15 protein-coding genes are annotated in these 20,137 nt (G+C 41.3%); 7 read left to right on the top strand and 8 right to left on the bottom strand.

Annotated elements, in window-relative coordinates; translation table 11 throughout:
• Positions 1-262: 262 nt before the first annotated feature.
• Positions 263-2,455, bottom strand: coding sequence for a DNA helicase RecQ (gene recQ / locus FPZ42_RS09920; RefSeq protein WP_146271570.1), 2,193 nt, complete (start codon positions 2,453-2,455; stop codon positions 263-265).
• 241 nt (positions 2,456-2,696) lie between these two features.
• Here recQ and FPZ42_RS09915 point away from each other — a divergent pair, with 241 nt between their 5' ends.
• A complete protein-coding gene (locus tag FPZ42_RS09915; RefSeq protein ID WP_146270894.1) occupies positions 2,697-3,782 on the top strand; it encodes a mannose-1-phosphate guanylyltransferase in 1,086 nt (361 codons plus the stop codon).
• A 209-nt stretch (positions 3,783-3,991) separates the two neighbouring features.
• On the opposite strand, the gene rlmB is transcribed toward FPZ42_RS09915, so the two are convergent.
• Positions 3,992-4,798 carry a 23S rRNA (guanosine(2251)-2'-O)-methyltransferase RlmB gene (gene rlmB / locus FPZ42_RS09910; protein WP_391561004.1) on the bottom strand — a complete coding sequence of 269 codons (807 nt, stop codon included), beginning with the start codon at positions 4,796-4,798 and terminating at the stop codon, positions 3,992-3,994.
• A 251-nt stretch (positions 4,799-5,049) separates the two neighbouring features.
• Between rlmB and dnaB the strand changes: the two genes are divergently transcribed.
• Entirely contained in the window at positions 5,050-6,606 is a 1,557-nt protein-coding gene (dnaB, locus tag FPZ42_RS09905) for a replicative DNA helicase (protein ID WP_146270892.1), read from the top strand.
• 114 nt (positions 6,607-6,720) lie between these two features.
• Positions 6,721-7,743, top strand: a complete 1,023-nt coding sequence (locus FPZ42_RS09900) for an MAC/perforin domain-containing protein (protein ID WP_146270890.1) — start codon at positions 6,721-6,723, stop codon at positions 7,741-7,743.
• Positions 7,744-7,811: 68 nt separating this feature from the next.
• On the opposite strand, the gene FPZ42_RS09895 is transcribed toward FPZ42_RS09900, so the two are convergent.
• Positions 7,812-8,153, bottom strand: a complete 342-nt coding sequence (locus tag FPZ42_RS09895) for a tetratricopeptide repeat protein (protein WP_146270889.1) — start codon at positions 8,151-8,153, stop codon at positions 7,812-7,814.
• A 72-nt stretch (positions 8,154-8,225) separates the two neighbouring features.
• Here FPZ42_RS09895 and FPZ42_RS09890 point away from each other — a divergent pair, with 72 nt between their 5' ends.
• From FPZ42_RS09890 to FPZ42_RS09875, 4 genes are all read left to right on the top strand, one after another.
• Positions 8,226-8,963, top strand: coding sequence for an electron transfer flavoprotein subunit beta/FixA family protein (locus tag FPZ42_RS09890; protein ID WP_146270887.1), 738 nt, complete (start codon positions 8,226-8,228; stop codon positions 8,961-8,963).
• 27 nt (positions 8,964-8,990) lie between these two features.
• Entirely contained in the window at positions 8,991-9,968 is a 978-nt protein-coding gene (locus tag FPZ42_RS09885; protein WP_146270885.1) for an electron transfer flavoprotein subunit alpha/FixB family protein, read from the top strand.
• A gap of 29 nt (positions 9,969-9,997) precedes the next feature.
• Positions 9,998-10,600, top strand: coding sequence for a bifunctional nuclease family protein (locus FPZ42_RS09880; RefSeq protein WP_146270883.1), 603 nt, complete (start codon positions 9,998-10,000; stop codon positions 10,598-10,600).
• A 171-nt stretch (positions 10,601-10,771) separates the two neighbouring features.
• Positions 10,772-12,031, top strand: coding sequence for a nucleoside permease (locus FPZ42_RS09875; protein ID WP_146270881.1), 1,260 nt, complete (start codon positions 10,772-10,774; stop codon positions 12,029-12,031).
• 63 nt (positions 12,032-12,094) lie between these two features.
• Here the strand turns inward: FPZ42_RS09875 and FPZ42_RS09870 are convergent, their stop codons facing one another.
• From FPZ42_RS09870 to FPZ42_RS09850, 5 genes are all read right to left on the bottom strand, one after another.
• On the bottom strand, positions 12,095-12,700 hold the full coding sequence (locus FPZ42_RS09870; RefSeq protein ID WP_146270879.1) for a porin family protein: 606 nt from the start codon (positions 12,698-12,700) through the stop codon (positions 12,095-12,097).
• Positions 12,701-12,848: 148 nt separating this feature from the next.
• A complete protein-coding gene (locus FPZ42_RS09865) occupies positions 12,849-14,282 on the bottom strand; it encodes a TolC family protein (protein WP_146270877.1) in 1,434 nt (477 codons plus the stop codon).
• A 13-nt stretch (positions 14,283-14,295) separates the two neighbouring features.
• A complete protein-coding gene (locus FPZ42_RS09860; protein WP_146270875.1) occupies positions 14,296-14,973 on the bottom strand; it encodes an ABC transporter ATP-binding protein in 678 nt (225 codons plus the stop codon).
• Positions 14,974-15,288: 315 nt separating this feature from the next.
• The gene (locus FPZ42_RS09855; protein WP_146270873.1) at positions 15,289-17,673 is read right to left on the bottom strand and encodes an ABC transporter permease; all 2,385 of its coding nucleotides are present in this window, start codon (positions 17,671-17,673) and stop codon (positions 15,289-15,291) included.
• A gap of 4 nt (positions 17,674-17,677) precedes the next feature.
• Positions 17,678-20,074, bottom strand: coding sequence for an ABC transporter permease (locus FPZ42_RS09850; RefSeq protein WP_146270871.1), 2,397 nt, complete (start codon positions 20,072-20,074; stop codon positions 17,678-17,680).
• Positions 20,075-20,137 lie beyond the last annotated feature (63 nt).

Raw genomic sequence — 20,137 nt, 5'->3', positions numbered from 1 at the left:
TCCGATATATTAAAAGGGGCCTGATATATTCGTTGGTGGATAAATACAAGAACAACCCAATGAATGTAGGCTTGTTGTATTTATTGACTGCATTATGGCCAGTGACACTCCTTTTGCTTGGAGCAACATTAACAGTTATTTTAAAGGGCGGTACAATACTTAACTATCATTTCGAAGGATTAATCTGACCGGCCATTTTATACCTAAAAAAGCCCGAAGCATTAATACTTCGGGCTTTTTACTTTTATCTGATATTTAGAACTTAATTCCCTAACTCGCTCATGAACTTGATACGCATTAGCTGAACTTCTTCGCGGGTGTAGTCGTCAGAGCCTAACTCGGCAAGTGCAGAATCTATGGAATCGCACTCGGCAGTTTTAAAGTAATCAAATACTTCGTCCTGCTTGTCTTCATCTATCACTTCGTCTATATAATAGTTAAGGTTAAGCTTGGTACCCGAGTTTACGATGGTTTCAACCTCTTTCAATATCTCCTCATAAGTAAGGCCTTTTGAAGCAGCAATATCCTCAAGAGCCAAATGGCGGTCAATATTTTGGATAATGAATACCTTAAGTGCCGATTTATTAGCTGCACTTTTGATCACCATATCAACCGGGCGGTCAATATCATTATCCTCAACATATTTCTTGATAAGATCGATGAAAGGCGCGCCAAACTTCATGGCCTTACCGGCACCAACTCCTGATATTTGCTTCATCTCATCCGTACTGATAGGGTAATGCGTACACATTTCCTCTAACGACGGATCCTGGAAGATAACAAAAGGAGGTAAACCTTTTTGCTTAGCTACTTTTTTACGCAGATCTTTAAGCATCTGCAACAGCTGCGTATCAAGCGCTGCACCTCCATGTTTAGGGCCTTCATCGCCTTCATCAGCATCTGTAGGGCCCATATCACGGTTAAGCAGGAACCTGATGCTGTAAGGATTTTCAATGAACGAATTGCCTGCTTTTGTTAAATGCAGCAACCCGTAATTATCTATATCTTTAGAAACAAAGTTATTCAATAAAGCCTGGCGAAGTAATGAGTTCCAAAGGTTTTCGCCACGCTCTTTACCGCAACCAAAGGCCTGCAGTTTATCGTGCTCGTAACTTTTTACCTGCGCATCATCTTTGCCCATCAGGATGTTGATGATGTGCGCATCATCAAACTTTTCTCCTGTTGCTTTGATCAGGCTTAAAACACAATGCAAATGCTCTTCGCCGTCGAAATGAGTTTTAGGTGCACAGCAGTTATCGCACATGTTGTTGCAACCAGCTTCGTTAAAGTTCTCACCAAAATAGTGCAGTAACTGCTTACGGCGGCATACTGATGATTCGGCATAGTCGATAACTTCCTTAAGTATCTGGGTGCCTATTTCACGTTCGGCTACAGGTTTATCTTTCATAAACTTCTGCAGCTTATCAATATCCTTTTCAGAGTAGAAAGCAACGCAAACGCCCTCGCCACCATCACGGCCGGCACGGCCGGTCTCTTGGTAATAACCTTCCATGCTCTTAGGCATATCGTGATGTATTACGTATCTTACATCGGGTTTATCTATACCCATACCAAAGGCTATGGTAGCTACAATAACTTCCACATCCTCCATCAGGAATTTATCCTGCGTATCGGCACGTACCTTAGGGTCTAAACCGGCATGGTACGGCAAAGCCCGAACGCCGTTAAGGTTAAGCGCTTCAGCAACTTCCTCCACCTTTTTACGGCTAAGGCAATATATAATGCCAGATTTACCCTGGTTTTGCTTTACAAACTTTACAATCTCTTTAAGTACCGTGCGTTTAGCCCTAACCTCATAAAATAGATTTGAGCGGTTAAAAGATGATTTAAACACCGTGGCGTTATTCATCTGCAGGTTTTTCTGAATATCCTGCTGTACTTTAGGCGTTGCGGTAGCGGTTAAAGCGATGATTGGAATGTCATCGCCAATATTGCTGATCACCTGGCGTATCTTACGATACTCGGGCCTAAAGTCATGCCCCCATTCAGATATACAGTGAGCCTCGTCTACGGCAACGAAAGACACATGGTTCAATCTCAGGAAATCAATATTCTCCTGCTTGGTTAAAGACTCCGGTGCAACATAAAGCAGTTTTGTTTTGCCGCTTAATACATCGTCTTTAACTTTTAATATATCTGATTTGGTTAATGAAGAATTGAGGAAGTGTGCAATACTATCAGACCCGCCGAAAGCTCGTAGCTGGTCTACCTGGTTTTTCATTAGTGCTATTAGCGGAGAGATCACAATCGCTGTGCCCTCGCTCATAAGTGCGGGTAACTGGTAACACATAGATTTGCCACCACCGGTAGGCATAATCACAAATGTATCGTTCCCTGCTAAAATATTGGTGATTATCGCTTCCTGTTCTCCCTTAAAATTATCAAAACCGAAAAAATTTTGGAGATTATCAAAGAGCGACTTTTTTGTCTCGATCATTGCTTGATTGCGCGTTTTGGAAATACGGTTGAAAATACAAAATTCTAAGTATAAACGGCTGTTCATTTCAAAAAATTATACTGAAATGATTATTCTTTTTGAAAACAATTTACTGATTTAAACATTTAATGAAAAGTAAAAAAACGGCTGAAATTATTTAGTTTTTCGATGTTTTGAAATCTCAAATTAATGTACATCTTTAGCCCGGATTTTGCCAAATTAAAATCTATCGTTTAGAATGAATAACAACTACTACGCCATCATTATGGCAGGCGGCATCGGCAGCCGTTTTTGGCCTATAAGCCGCACCTCACACCCTAAGCAGTTTATTGATATTTTAGGTACAGGGAAAACCCTTATACAAAATACCTACGATCGCTTTTTAAAAGTCTGTCCGAAAGAGAACATCTACGTTGTTACCAACGAAAACTATACCGACCTGGTGAAACAACAATTGCCGGATATGGCAGATAACCAGATACTCACCGAACCTGTTATGCGTAACACTGCGCCCTGCGTAGCATACGGTTGTTTCAAAATTGAAAGCATGAACCCTGATGCTGCCATTGTGGTAGCACCATCAGACCACCTGATATTGGATGAAGCAGCTTTTATAACGGCCATAGAAAAATCGTTAAAGACGGCTTCAGAGAACGATCTGTTGATCACTTTGGGGATAAAGCCATCTCGCCCTGATACCGGTTACGGATATATCCAATATACAGACCAAACACTTAATGATGATTTCCATAAGGTAAAGACCTTTACAGAAAAGCCGACCTTGGAACTGGCTAAAACCTTTATCCAAAGCGGCGACTTTTTATGGAATGCTGGTATCTTCGTATGGTCGGCTAAGGCCATTGTAGATTCTTTTAACCAGCACTTGCCAGAGATGCACGAAATATTTGCAGAGGCCCGTTCTGTTTACAATACCGATGAAGAGAAAACATTTGTGCATAAGGTTTACCAACGTTGCATCAATATTTCTATTGACTACGGAATTATGGAGAAAGCACCTAACGTTTACGTACTACCTTCAGAATTTGGTTGGAGCGACCTGGGTACCTGGGCATCTATCTATCAACTGGCCGATAAGGATTACGTTGGCAATGCTGTTATCCCTGCCGATAAAGTGATCATGTACGATTCATCTAACTGTATGGTAAATGTTCCGGAAGGTAAATTGGTGATTATCAAAGGGCTGCATGATTTTATTGTAGTAGAGTCTGATAACATACTAATGATCAGCCCAAGATCTGAAGAACAAGGCGTAAAGCAAGTAGTTGCTGACGTGAAACAGCAGTTTGGAACGAAATACGTTTGATAAGCGAATCAAGACTTTTAGAATCAAGAACCAAGATAAAGGCCCGACAATTTAATGATCGGGCCTTCTTATTTTATCTTGTTTCACAATCTTAATTCCCTGTTTCTATTTAGCGGCAAAGCGCTGCCTTATAGCTTTACATAAATAATGATCAGAGATATGTGACAAGAGATCAGTTAAAAATGCAACTGATCTCTTATCACAGATATCTAATTAGCTGCGGCGAAGCAGCGCTGCCTTATAGCCTCATATAAAATTATTCCCGTTGATACCGATACATTAAGAGATTCTATTTCGCCGTACATCGGTATTTTGGCAAGATGGTCGCTAATACGGATGATCTCATTTCGGATGCCGTCCTCCTCAGAACCCATTACGATAGCAGTTGGCGCGGTATAATCAGGCGTGTAAAGATAATCGGTAGTTTTCTCGGTACAGCAAACCAGTTGCAAGCCCGATTCTTGTATAAATTTTACCGTTTGCATAAAATTATCATGGCGGCAAACCGGAATTTTATACAATGCCCCTGCTGAAGTTTTGATAGCGTCGGGATTTATCTGCGCAGAACCACGTGCCGGCATTACAATGGCATGCACACCCGCACATTCTGCCGTACGTGCTATAGCACCCATGTTGCGCACATCAGTAATGCTGTCAAGTATAAGTAGCAGTGGCACCTCTCCTTTTTCAAATATCTGAGGAATTATGTCTTCTATCTTTTGATACGTTATCGGCGATATAAATGCAATAGCTCCCTGGTGGTTCTTCATGGTGATGCGGTTGAGTTTCTCTACCGGCACCTGCAGGGCTATAATGTGATGTTCCTGAAGTACTGCCTTAAGCTCGTTTAACAATGGCCCGCCAAGACCACGCTGTATGTAAAGCGACTCGATTTCTTTACCTGCATTTATGGCTTCAATTACGGCTCTGATGCCAAAAACCAATTGGTTACTTTCTCGTGCAGGTTTAGAATTATACGTCATTATCTGTAAAAAAATTTCGTCAAAAGTACTCATATTAACTGATTAAACCAGTACATTAATGAACCGTGCCTTTCCATAAGGTGCAGAGTTGTTAACATGATCCAACAATTATCAACACAATTAATAACCAGATACTTGCGGCGTTATTAACACGTTTTAAACATTTGGTGTTAACTATTAACCGCGAAAATTATAGCGCTGATAATGTTTTTGTTAAAACCTAAATACACTATGTGGATGAATTATGAGCATGCGCCAATGAAATTTGTATATTTTTGTTTGCTATGATTTTTGAGAACGATTCCCCTAATCACAAAGCCAACACCGGCGAGCGCAGAGCACGTTTTACCAATGCGCTTCCGCAGAATAATATGGGCAAAATACCGCCGCAAGCCCTTGATCTGGAAGAGGCTGTGTTGGGTGCTTTGATGTTGGAGAAAGATGCTCTTTCATCAGTAATTGACGTTCTTAAACCCGAAGTGTTTTATGATATAAGGCACCAAAAAATATTTGCTGTAATAGCCCATCTTTTCGAAAAAACGTCTCCCGTTGATATTCTTACGGTTACTGCACAGCTTCGCCAAACGGGTGAGTTGGAAATGGTAGGCGGAGCTTATTACATCACCGAATTAACCAACAGGGTTGCTTCTGCTGCAAATATTGAGTATCACTCACGTATTATTATTCAAAAGTTTATCCAGCGCGAACTGATACGTATATCAACTGACATTGTAACCAATGCTTACGAAGATACCAGCGACGTGTTCGACCTGCTTGACAAGGCTGAGAAAAATCTTTTTGAAATAGCGCAGAATAACCTGCGTCGCGATTCGCGCAAGATGGATGACCTGATGCAGGAGGCGCTACGTGACATCGAGGCGCTTAAAGACAAGCAAGATGGCCTTACCGGTGTTGCCTCTGGCTTTACGGAGCTTGACCGTATGACCTCTGGCTGGCAAAAATCCGACCTTGTGATCATTGCGGCCCGCCCTGCTATGGGTAAAACGGCTTTCGTACTTAGTTGTGCCCGTAACGCAGCGGTTGACTTTGATAAGCCTGTTGTAGTGTTTTCGCTCGAGATGTCGTCTGTACAGTTGGTGAATCGTTTAATTTCCGGAGAAACGGAAATTGAGCAGGAAAAGATCCGCAAGGGTACGTTAGAAGAGTGGGAATGGCAGCAACTGCACTCAAAGATAGGCAGGTTGGAGCAGGCCCCGCTTATCATAGATGATACCCCATCCCTTAACATATTTGAGTTCCGCGCTAAATGTCGTCGTTTAAAATCTCAGCACGATATCCAACTGATCATTATTGACTACCTGCAGCTGATGCATGGTAAAAGCGATGGAAAAGGTGGTAATCGCGAGCAGGAAATAGGTAGTATTTCACGTGCGCTTAAAACCGTAGCAAAAGAGCTTAATGTACCTGTAATTGCACTATCGCAGTTAAGCCGTGCCGTAGAGAGCCGCCCAGGCGGATCGAAACGCCCGATGTTATCTGACTTACGTGAATCCGGTTCAATTGAACAGGATGCGGACATGGTATTGTTCCTGTACCGCCCAGAGTACTATGGTTTAGATGTGGATGAAGACAACAATCCTACCCAAGGTGTTGGTGAAGTTATCATCGCAAAACACCGTAACGGCGAAACTGGTCGCGTAAGGTTGAAGTTCGTTGGTAAATACGTTAAGTTTACCGACCTGGAAACAAACATGGACGGCTTCCCTCCTATGAATGCAGCGTTCTCAGGCTTAACACCAAACCAGGATTTTGATAAACCAAGCAACTTCATCATCCGCCCGTCACGCATGGACGATATGGAGGATGAAGCACCATTTTAAGGTTTACCTTACAAGAACGCGTTACCTAATTAAGTTATCTAAAAGTTAATACTATAAAGTAATTGTTGTAAATTTGAAGCGCTTAGATACCTAAACCAGTATCACGTCTTTCTCATGAAGAAAACTCTACTAATTATTGCTGCTTTAGCCCTCCTTACTTCCTGCGAAAAAAATCAAAACGAGACCAAACCTATCAACGTTGCGGAGAATCTTCCAAAGGACATAACAGTTATTGTTAACGGAACGAACGAAGTAAAAGCACCAATGTATCCCTGGTCTGAAAAATATAATTTTTTGGGGTTTGGATATGATGTCACTGATAAATTTCAGGATGAAGCATCTGTAAGGGCAAGCGTTGTTAATATGTCTGCTTATGATACCGGTAATCCTTATAGAGTTGATATCGGTACTAACACAGAAGGCTCTTGGAATATAATTGAGGCCGAAAGTGCTGTGGATTTATCAGAGAAGCTTTCTTCCTCTATTGAACAAACTCAGGGTTTAAAAGTATTTGGAAATACAATAAAAGATTTATTTCCAAATGCTACAGTAGAAGATAAAAAATATGTTTACGGCTACTATTCCAATTACTGGATAAATAAGCGATATAAATTCTTTTACGATCAAAATGTAAATAATTTTTTAACAGCTGAATTTAAGTGCGACGCCTTAACATTGAGTGCTCAGGCACTTGTTGCCAAATATGGTACGCACGTTCTCAATCAGATAAAAATAGGCTCAACATTTGACGTATTTTATCAAGCAGAAGCACCTGAATTAAACAGGAGTAATATAGTTAGAGAAGGTTTTCGTTATGCGTTATTAAAAACATTTGGTTTAATGAGCGGTTTTTTGGATGACATAAATCTTAAAGAACTTAACGCAAATAAATCGGTTCAAATTTATTATAAATCAATAGGTGGCGATGCAAGTAAATTAAAACCTCAAACAATTAATAATAAGGTTATAGTCAATATATCTGAATGGCGTTCTACCACTACTATGGATAAATCGAGGTTCATAGGCACCTTTGGTAATGGATTGACATCACTTGATAAGTTTATCGATAACAGTGCAAAAAGGGATGAGGTTAAACTTTATATTCAACAATATATAGCTTCAAAAGCTGTAAAATAGCATTATTACTTTGTTATTTAAGTGGATGCATCTGCCAGCTTAAACAAAAGATTTATTGTTACTCAGGATTAATAATCGTCGTCATCATCATCGAAGCCCACGAGGTTATTATAAACTCCCTGTAGCTCTGATAACGCATGCATATCACGTTTAGCACGGGTAACCTCAATCCCTTTTTGGTAGATGGCTATCGCATCATCACGGCGGTTTAGCGCCTCATACAATTTGCCTAAATGATAATACGTTCCTGTATAATTTGGGTGGTTGTGTACCAGGTCTTCATAATAAGCCAGAGCCTTCTGCGTATCATTTAGACGCAGATATTCTGTTGCCAGTGCGTATTTTAAAAACTCATCATTCGGCTCATTTTCTATGAAGGCCAACAGCTTCTCTAATCTGCTTGTGTCCATTTCAAACTCGTTCTTTTTTAACTAAATTTGCCCGTAACCCTAATCAAATACCTATAAAACCAATTATATATTATGAAAGTATTGGTATGTATCAGTAACGTTCCGGATACCACGACAAAAATAACCTTTACCGATAACAACACGCAATTTAATACCAACGGCGTTCAATTTATTCTTAACCCATACGATGAGATTGCGCTTGCGCGTGCTATTGAGCTCACAGACGGCGGTAAAGGTTCGGTAACTGTGATAAACGTTGGTGATGCTTCAACCGAAGCCACTATTCGCAAAGCCCTGGCCATTGGCGCAACTGATGCCGTGCGGATCAACGCCAAACCGCATGATGCCTGGTACGTTGCTTACCAGATAGCTGAGTATGTTAAACAAAATCCTTTTGACCTGATCCTGACCGGCCGCGAATCCATTGACTACAATGGTTCTAAAGTTGCAGGTATGCTGGCCGAATTACTTGACATTCCATCAGTTTCCATCATTAAAAAATTGGATGCTACTGATAGCGAAGCCACCGTTGAGCGCGAAATAGAAGGTGGCAAAGAGGTAATAACCCTCCCCCTGCCTTTTGTAGCCGGCACAGCTGAAGGCGTTGCCGAGCCAAAGATTCCTAACATGCGCGGAATAATGAGTGCGCGCACCAAACCGCTTACCGTTGTTGAGCCGGTAGAAGTGCCTACAACTTCGGAGATCATCAGCTATGAAACGCCTGCGCCACGCGGACAGGTTACTTTGGTACCAGCCGATGATACAGCCAAACTGATTGAGTTACTTCACAGCGAAGCCCGCGTTATTTAATTTATTTATAACTACCAACAGATCAATATGTCAGTTTTAATATATGCTGAAAATGCCGATGGCAAATTCAAAAAATCGATATTCGAGGCTGTGTCTTATGCCAAAGCCATTGCCGACCAAAAGAGGACCAACCTTGTAGCCATTTCCATTGGTGATGTTGCTGCCGATGAGCTGGCCGCACTTGGCAAATATGGCGCAGAAAAAGTGTTGAATGTAAGCAACGATAAACTTAAGAACTTTGTAAACCAGGCTTATGCATCGGTAATTGCAGAAGCAGCGAAAGCGCAAGGTGCAGACATAGTTGTTTTGTCAAACTCTTTTAGTGGCCGTGGCCTTGCTCCCCGGGTTGCTGTTAAACTACAAGCCGGTGTTGCCGATGGCGCTGTTGCCTTACCGGAGCAAAACGGTGGCAAGTTCACAATTAAAAAGACCGCTTTCTCCGGTAAAGCTTTTGCCGTGGTAGAACTTACCTCAGCCAATAAGGTTATTGCACTTACCCCAAACTCTTACAAGGTTGTAGAAACAGGTGGCACCGCGCAGGTTGAGGATTTTACCGTTGAAACTAAAGAATCCGATTTTAAGCAGATGCTTAAAGAGATCGTTCGATCTACAGATAAAGTTTCCTTACCTGATGCAGAAATTGTTGTTTCAGCCGGCCGTGGCTTAAAAGGCCCTGAGAACTGGGGCATGGTTGAAGAACTGGCTGATCTGCTTGGCGCAGCCACAGCGTGTTCCAAACCGGTATCAGATGCAGGCTGGCGCCCCCATAGCGAACACGTTGGTCAAACGGGGATCGCTGTAAGCCCTAATCTTTATATTGCCATTGGTATCTCGGGGGCAATACAGCACCTGGCTGGTATCAGCTCGTCAAAAGTTATTGTTGTGATAAACAAAGATGCCGAAGCGCCGTTCTTCAAAGTAGCTGATTACGGCATTGTAGGCGATGCTTTTGATGTATTGCCCAAACTTATTGCTGCCGTAAAGGAGTATAAAGCATCAGCTTAAAGTGTATATTTGCAGTGATGGGTAACGACATGAAAAAGATCGAGCTGGACATTGTTGGGCTATCTTACAGCCAAACACAATCCGGCGCTTACGCTTTGGTTTTGGGCGAGGTAAACGGCCGCAGACGGTTACCAATTATTATAGGCAGTTTTGAGGCGCAGGCTATTGCTATTGAAATTGAGAAGATGACGCCAAGCCGCCCGCTTACACATGATCTTTTTAAAAGCTTTGGCCAGGCGTTTAACATCAACATACAGGAGATCATTATCTACAACCTGGTTGATGGTATCTTTTATGCTAAACTGGTTTGCTTTGATGGCAAAAAAACAGTTGAGATAGATGCTCGCACATCTGATGCCATCGCGGTATCTGTGCGGTTTGACTGTCCTATCTATACATACGAGTTTATCCTGTCAACGGCAGGCATTGTGATAGAGGGTAACGATTTTGTTTACCTTGAAAACATTAATGAAACACCGGAAGATAAGACCGCAACACACTCTGCAACAGGATCTTATACTACTTTAAGTGAAGAAGAACTTAAGACAAAGTTACAGGACGCACTGGCTGAGGAGGCTTATGAAAAAGCCGCAAAAATAAGGGACGAATTGAATAAGCGTAAAGCATCATAAATAAAAAAGGGAAGTTTACACTTCCCTTTTTTATTGCCTTACATTCTCATCTTAAATTATAAAGTATCAGATCTGTAAATCGAAAATTAGTTAATTACAGTTTCATAATATTTCGTTAATTTTCGCCTTTGTTTAAACATTGATTATTACTGACTTTACCGCCTGAGCTCTATGAATATTAAGTTTCGCTTAATACTGATGAACTTTATGCAATTCTTTATTTGGGGAGCCTGGCTGCTAACCATTGGTGCATATTGGTTTCAAAATAAACAATGGTCTGGTGCGCAATTTGGCGCAATATTTTCTACTATGGGCATCTCCTCTATCCTAATGCCTACCCTTACCGGAATCCTTTCTGACAAATTCATAAATGCCGAAAAGTTATACGGCATCATGCACTTCTTAGGCGGTTTAACATTATGTATTCTGCCCATGATAACAAACCCGGTAACTTTTTTCTGGGTGATGCTGGTTAATATGGCTTTCTATATGCCTACACTATCTTTATCAATTACCGTTGGTTATTCGGCTTTAAAAAGCCAGGGTATTGATATCGTTAAAACCTTCCCGCCTATCCGTACATGGGGAACGGTTGGTTTTATTGTTGCATTGTGGACAGTAAGCCTAACCCATAACGAAACATCGGCTAATCAATTCTATATATCTGCAGCGGTGGCTTTTGCATTAGGGATCTATGCCTTCACTTTACCGAAGTGCCCGCCGCTTAACAAAAAAGCAGACAAAAAAACGCTGGTAGATGTATTAGGCTTAAACGCATTCGCTTTATTCAAATCACCCCGCTTTGCTATTTTCTTTGCCTTTTCGCTTTTGTTAGGCGCTGCTTTGCAATTAACCAATGCATATGGCGACACTTACATTCATGATTTTAAAAATGTACCGGCATATCAGAATACTATCGCTGTAAAGTATCCGGCAATTATCATGTCTATCAGCCAGATCTCTGAGACGTTATTTATCCTGGCCATTCCTTTCTTCCTGCGCAAATTTGGTATTAAGTATGTAATGCTCTTCAGCATGCTGGCATGGGTGCTTCGCTTCGGTCTTTTTGCCTTCGGCGACCCTGCTAATGGCTTGTGGATGATCATCCTGTCATGTATCGTTTACGGTATGGCATTCGATTTCTTTAATATATCCGGCTCCCTGTTCGTAGAAACACAAGCTTCACCTGAGATACGCGGCAGCGCACAAGGGCTATTTATGATGATGGTGAATGGGTTCGGTGCACTGTTCGGCAGCTTTGCAAGTGGTGTTATCATAGATAAGTATTTTACACTTGCCAACAACACTAAAGACTGGCACGGCATCTGGATCACATTTGCGCTTTATGCCCTGGCCATTTCAGTAGTTTTTCCATTTGTTTTTAAATACAAGCATAACGCAGCTTTAAAACACGCTATAGAGCACGCATAAAATTTATATAATAAAAAAGCCGGTGTATTAAATACACCGGCTTTTTTTATGATTGTAAATGTCTTACAAGAATGCGTAACCTAAGCTCAGGTTAAATAAGCTCACACGGGTTTTATAGTTGGTAGAACCATCATATGTGTACTCTTGCTTGGTTAAACCTGCCTCGTAACGTAAGTCGATCGAAAACTTTCTGATGTCAACACCTGCACCAGCAGTTAATGCGAAGTTTGAATCTTTATAACGGAAAGCAGTTGCCTGGCTTACAGCGGTACCAAAGTTATTGTCTTTATTAATGGCGAACGACAATAGCGGACCTGCGTAGAAACGGCCACCTAAACCAAATGCACCAACTTTGCCGCCTAACAATAAAGGAACGTCGATACTGGTGAATTTCGCAGAACCTATTTTAACATTACTGTTATTGATGTCAACGTTTTTGCTGGTAATGTATAACTCCGGTTGGAAGTTAAAACCAATAGCACCAAAACGCGCCCAGAAACCGGCAAGGTAACCTGCACGGTTATCAGAACTAAAAGTACCATTATTGTTTGATAGGCTCGATAAGTTAACACCGGCTTTGGCACCAAATTGCACCTTAGGCAGCAATTGTGCTTTGCTTATTGTGGTAAATGCAGCAAATAAGCTGAGGGTAAGTAATAATTTTTTCATCGGTTTTATGGATTTTAGGGTTTAACATAGTTTGCAACATTTTGTGTTGTTGTTGCAATTTTATTTATAAAATATTTTTGTGATAAATATAAAAGTCCGGACAAGTGAATCTCTCATCCGGACGATATTGTTATTAGGTTATTTAAGTTTACAGTGATAATCGGCCCTGGTAGTAATCTAATATCTTGTTGTAGATATAGCAATCGTAACGTGCATTTATTAAGTTAAAGTTTGCACGGTCAAGGTAATTTTTAGCTAACACATAGTCTACGGAGTTAAGCACACCGGCATTGAAACGTATCTCGGCAATACGGAAGGACTCCGCATAAGCCTTCACCTGCTCCTGCAAAGCATTAAACCTGTTGTATGCTGATTCCATGTTCAAGTAAGCCTGTTCAACATCCTGCCTAAGTTTGATCCGTGTATTTTCCTCAACGGCTTTGTAAGTTTCAAGATCAAGTTTAGCCTTAGCTACTTTATTGCGATTTTGGAAATAATTTAAGATCGGGATCCTGACGCTTATTCCAACTTGAGTACTATAGTTGTTTTTAAACTGATCATAGTAGCCAATGCTGCGGTTATCAAAGTTTGCCTGCGTTGACAATACTGGTTGCTGACCGGCTGCCGTGTTAATATACTGTCCGGTGTTAACCACGCTGGAGTCTCTAAATACAGAGCGCTGTGCAGCGCTCGAATAATTAGTGTATATACCGCCAAATAACGATACTGTTGGATATAGAACACCTTTGGCAACACTAACTGCTTTTTCTGCACTTTTGCGTCGCAGTGTGGCTGCTTTAACCAAAGCCAGTTGATTTAAAGCTGTTGAATATATAGTCTCAGAACTTGCATCGGTTTGTTTAGACAGATTTTGCGCATCAACAGGTGCCAGCGTAATACCTCTGCGATATGGTATATTCAATATCTGCAGTAAATTAAGCTTCGAGGTTTCAAGGGTTGATACCGCATTTACATAAGATAGTTGGTTATCGCCATAAGTTCCTTTAAGATCGTAAAGGTCTGATGGTGTTTTGTTAGCACCCTTCTTCTCTAATATCTCAAGGCGGTCTACCTGTTGTTTAGCTACCGCCAGTTGTTTTTTGGCTTGCGATAACAATTCATTATTATCCAACACCTGCAAGTAAGCAGTAATAACATTGATGGTTACCAGATCTTTAGCCTGTTGGAAATCCATTTTACCTGCTTCGTAAGCTAAAGATGCCTGCTTGATACGGTTAAGGTTTTGCAAACCACTAAACAGGGTAAGATCACCGCTAAGGCTGTAGTTTCCGTAGGTTAACGATTGATTGACATAGGTGTTAGTAAACGGGTTGATGTTACGACCATTGTTGATACCATGATCAACCTGTGCGTTTACAGAAGGCAGTAAATATTCTTTTGCCTGGTTGTTATCAATTTTAGCTGATTGGGCCAGTATATTGCTTTTCTTAACATCAAGATTATTTTTGATAGCAATATCTATGCATTGCTGCAGATTAAGTACGCTATCAGCAGTTTGTGCTTTTACAACCGCCGGCGAAAGTGCTATTAAGGTAACAAGTAAAAATTTAGAGTATCGCATTTTGTGTTATAGTTCAGAGGTTTTTGATGGACTCTACCCTTCCATCCAGCAGGTTTATGATACGCGAGCCATATTCAGCGTTTTTTTCAGAGTGCGTAACCTGGATGATGGTAACGCCGTCTTCTTTATTCAGCTTACGGAACAATTCCATTATCTCCTCACCCTGTTTTGAGTTAAGGTTACCGGTAGGCTCATCAGCCAATATCAATTTCGGTTTAGCTATTAAAGCGCGGGCTATGCCAACCAATTGTTGTTGTCCTCCTGAAAGCTGCGCCGGGAAGAGGTCCTTTTTGCCCACTATTTGGAACCTGTCAAGCATATCGGCAACCATGGCTTTACGCTCGCTGCCTTTTACATCCTGATAGATCAAAGGTGTTTCGATATTCTCGGCTACGGTAAGTTCATCAATAAGATGGTATGCCTGAAATACAAAGCCGATGTATTGTTTGTATAGGGCCGAGCGTTGCTTCTCTTTAAGCTGATGTACGGGTTGTTCTACAAAGTAATGGTAGCCGCCTGATGGCTCATCTAACATGCCTATGATGTTAAGCAATGTAGATTTGCCTGAGCCTGATGGGCCCATGATCGAAACAAACTCGCCCTCTTCAACGTCAAGGCTGATGTCGTTAATAACATAGTTTTTATTTCCGCCTACCTGGTAATACTTTGAAATGTGCTGCAGTGATAACATTTTTGATTAATTGTGATTGATGAATTAATGGGTTATTTGTCCCGCAATTTCTTAAACTGTTTTGGTATTGATAAGTGAATTATATACCAAAGTTATAATTAATTGTATTTCAATACTTTATATTGAATTTATTAACATCTAACTGTACGCTTATGTACATGATGCGTACGGTTATGATACAGTATTGCGCGCGTTGAGCGTAGTGATCAGAGATTGCGTGATCAGAGATTAGTTGGGGCGCGTATAAATTAAAAGAGGTTAGACTTTTAAGTCTAACCTCCAATTAACTGATCTCTGATCTTTAATCAACAATCTCTATTCGGAGCGAAGACTCTTCACCGGGTTAGTTAACGCGGCGCGTATGGCCTGAAAGCTGATGGTTGTTAATGCCACTACTACCGCGAGGGTGCCGGCCAAAGCAAACACCCACCATTGTATCTCAATCCTGTAGGCGAAATCAGCCAGCCACTTATGCATAAAATACCATGCTATTGGCGTAGCAATTAAGAATGATATTATTACCAGCTTCATAAAATCTATCGATAGCATATTTACGATGCCAGTTGTAGATGCGCCTAATACTTTGCGAATACCGATCTCTCGGGTACGCTGGTAGGTTGCGTATGATGCCAGCCCTAATAAACCCAAACAAGATATTGCAATTGCTAAGATGGCAAAGTTGAAGAACAACTTCCCAAAACGTTGTTCGCTCCGGTATTGGCGGTCAAAAAATTCGTCAAGAAAATAATAGGTGTAAGGCTTGTTAGGTACGTATTGCTTCCACTTGGACTCAATTTGAGATAAGGTTGAAGGTAGGTTAGCTGCGCTTAATTTTACAGATACCTTGTTTAGGGCCTTCATCTCCACACGCATGGTCAGCGGGTCAATTTTTTCCTGTAATGATCGATAGTGAAAATTCTTCATTACGCCCACTATCTTACCTTCACGGCCCCATTGTTTAAACCTGCGTCCGATCGCTTTTTCGGGCGTGGCATAGCCAAACAGCTTTGCTGCCTCCTCATTGATGATCATGGCCTGGGCAGTATCGGTATTCATAAAATCACGGGAGAAGGGCCTTCCGGCAAGTATTTTGATGCCGTAGTTTTTGATGTAATCAAAGTCAACAAAATAAAGTGCAAGGTTAGCTACCTGCAGGTCGCCTTTGCTATTCTCTATCTCGGAATAAGCACCGTTTTCACCACCACCAGGCACACTCGAGGACAACGTAGCTCCCTTTACGCCGGGCAAACCGCTGATTGCCTGCCTAAAAGCATCCTGGCCAGGGTCGTTATCGGTTTCCAATACCAGTGTCTGGTCTTTAGAAAAACCAAGATCCTGGTTGCGCATGTAATTCATTTGATCGTATACCACAATGGTGCCGATGATAAGTGCAATGGAAATACTGAACTGTGCAACCACAAGTGTTTTTCGCAGTATGTTACCCTTTGTGCCGGTAGAGAACCTCCCCTTAAGAACAGATACCGGCCTAAATGATGATAACACCAGCGCGGGATAAACTCCGGCTAATAAACCTATCACCACCGATAAGCCAAACAAACCGGCAATATATCCAGGTGTAGTAAAGATACCCTCACTTACAGTTTTACCCGCCAGCTGGTTAAATAAAGGCAGCAGCAATGCAGATAAGGCTATTGTTATGAAAAAGGCTATCATACACAGAACCACAGATTCGCCGATAAATTGTGCGGCCAATTCGCCCTTTGCAGCACCCACAACCTTGCGTATACCCACCTCCTTAGCCCGCTCAACAGACCTCGCTGTAGTAAGGTTAATAAAGTTTATACAAGCTATCAATAAGATAAATACTGCAACAATGCTAAAAATATAAACGTTACTCATGCTACCTACTTCCTGCCCGCCGCGGGTGGTGTGTAAGTACACATCTTTCATCGGCTCTAATAAAAGCTTAGCAAACATCTTACTTTCACGTGCATCCTTACCGTTATGTTTTTCCATGAACGGTGGAAACTTTGCTTCCAATGCTTTATAATTAGAACCGGGCTTTAATAACAAGTAAGTATTTGCACCATAGTTCCCCCATTGTTTATCAATATCCGGACGAAATTTTTGGGTAAGTGAAGTCATGGAAATCAAAAGATCCGCATGAATTTGCGAATTGCCTGGCATATCTTTCATCACGCCGGTTACTACTGCCGGCACGGCATCACCAGACATCAAAACCGTTTTTCCGATCGGGTCAGCATCTCCAAAATACTTCTTAGCTGTAGTTTCACTGAATACAATACTGGCAGGCGCAGTTAAAGCAGTATTTACATCACCTTTCAAAAGCTTAAAATCGAATACTTTAAAAAAGTTAGAATCGGCCAGCATGGCGTTGTCTTCCTGAAATTTAATATTATCCTTACGAATCAGATAACCGCTTCGTTGCACACGTACAAATGCCTCTATTTCTGGAAATTCAGGTTTAAGATTTGGGGCAAACGCCCATGATGTAGCATCGGTATTAATGGTTTCTGACGGGGTTTTAATATCCGTAACCAGGCGGTAGATATTATCTACCTTAGTATGGAACTTATCATAGCTCAATTCAAAGGCTACATACATAAAAATGAAGAAACAGGCGGTAATACCTACCGAAAGACCTGTAATATTGATAAATGAAAACACCTTGTGTTTCCAAAGATTGCGCAAGGCGATTTTAAAATGGTTCTTTAACATGTGATTATTCGTTTCGTAGGCTTTTAACAGGATTAACTATAGCTGCTTTTATGGATTGATAACTGATAGTTGCAACCGCGATAAACAGGGACGATAACGCTACAATTGCAAATGCACCCCAGGTTACATTGATGCGGAATGCGAAGCTTTGCAACCAGTGATTTACAGCGTACCAGGCAAGCGGCCAGGCGATAAGGTTAGCAATTAGCACCAGTTTTACAAAATGGCTGGTAAGTAATACCACAATACTTTTTACCGATGCACCCAGCACCTTACGGACGCCAATCTCCTTGATTCGTTTCTCGGCAGAGAATGATGCTAGGCCAAATAAGCCGAGGCACGATATCATGATGGCTAACACGGCCAGTACACCTACTATTTTACTTACCTGTGTATCAGCCTGGTACACTTCAGCAAAGTGGTCGTCAAGAAACTGGTATTCAAAAGGGTAATCGGGATTGATCTTTTTCCAGGTGGCTTTGATATACTCAAGAGCTTCTTTTGATTTACCTGCTTTTAACTTTACTGATACCGTATTAAATCCCCATTGATCCTGATTAACTATAAAAAGGTTCTCAACTTTATAATGCAACGAGTTAAAGTTAAAATCTTTGGCAATACCTGTTATAACGCCCAAAGAGTCATACCCAAACCGCTGCCCTATCAGTGATGATAAAGGCGCTTTGGGATGATCTTTCAGCAATTCTTTCGCCATTGATTCGTTCACAATGTATTGGTGGCCGTTGGCTGATTTCTCAGAGGAGAAATTTTTACCTTCTACCATTTTGATGTTATAAGTGCGCAGATAATTATCATCGACAACCAATTGAGTAGCAGCTAATTCGCGCAAAGCATCATTGTTGTATTTAAAGGAAACGCCATTTTGATCAAGGTGGCTACCTAACTGATCTTGCGAACCTGTAACATCTGCTACAAGAGTATTACCCAGTAACTGCTGCTTAAATAATTCATAATTACGGCCGGAAATATTGTCAAGCGGAATGTTCACAATCTGGTCGCGCGTGAAGCCGGGATCTTTATCCTGCATAAAGCGCAACTGCTTAATCACAAACACGGTGGCAATCATCAGAAATACTGCACTTGTAAATTGGGCCACTACCAACACATTGCGCAAAGCGCCTTTATTTTTGCCAGTTTCAACAGAACCTTTTAAAACCTTTACCGGTTGAAAAGATGACAGGAAAACCGCAGGATAGATGCCGGAAATAATACCCACAAACAAGGCTCCTGCAATAAGCAAAAAGATAAAGCCGGGATTACCTGTGATATTAAGACTGAGTTCCCGCTGGCTTAAATTATTCACAAGCGGCAAAGAAATCTCTACAAGTACAATTGCTAAAACAAGTGCCAGCAACGAAAGCAATACCGTTTCTGCCAAAAACTGGATAGCCAATTGTGGCCTGTTGGCACCTATCGATTTTCGGATGCCAACCTCCCTGGCCCTATCAGCAGAACGGGCGGTGGATAGGTTCATGGAATTAACACATGCAATAGCCAGCACTATTAAAGCAATCAATGCAAACAGATTAGTAGCTTTTCTATCAAACTTCTGATAGTTGAGATAATCCAAACCAATATCTGCTGATGCAGCATGTATATCTTTTAACGGCAGGTAAAATAGTTCATAATATTTCCATCCGTCGCCCTTCATGTGTTTCTTTAAAAATGCCGGCATCTTTCCTTCAAAAGCCGTCAGTTTGGTGCCGGGCGTTAATTTCAGATAGGTATTTAACCAGTTACCTCCCCAGTTATCCATCCATTTCTGGTGTATACCTGCTAAAGAGTAAAGCGCATCAAATTGCAATTGAGAATTTTTAGGGCAGTTGGCCATAACAGCAGTTACCATAAAGTTTATGGTATCGCCGCCGTAATGATTTATGGTTTTGCCTATCGGGTTTTCATTACCGAATAATTTTTGGGCGGTCTCTTGTGTAATAGCAATGCTGTTTGGTTTTTCCAGGGCATCCTGCGCGTTGCCTTTCAATACTTTAAAATTGAATATTTTTAGGAACGAGGAATCAACCGCAAATACCTGTGGTAAAAACACCCGCTTGTCGCGGTTGGTCATCTGGTATTTTTTATCCCACTTTACCCTTGTAAATTGCTGCACTTCCGGGAAATCGGCTTTTAAAGATGGCCCCATTGGAAACATTGACAGGCCTACTTTTTGTGAAGCGGCCATGCCCGGAAATTTTTGTACTTCACTTATTCTTACAATGTTATCACCATGAAAATTATCGAAGCTTTTTTCGTAGGCAACAAACAGCAATATCACAATGCAGGCGGCCATTCCCACGGCCAAGCCAACAATGTTTATTACCGACGATACCTTGTTTTTCCAAAGGTTTCGCCAGGCGATCTTAAAGTAGTTTTTTATCATAGAGGTAAATCGTAAAATAATTAGATCCTAAAAGTGCGTTTAGCAATTGCTATCTATAATTTA

Origin of the sequence: Mucilaginibacter achroorhodeus (assembly GCF_007846095.1) — a bacterium.
Lineage (GTDB): Bacteria > Bacteroidota > Bacteroidia > Sphingobacteriales > Sphingobacteriaceae > Mucilaginibacter > Mucilaginibacter achroorhodeus.
Note: the sequence above shows the minus strand (reverse complement) of the source record. Positions and strands in the feature narration are given on the sequence as shown.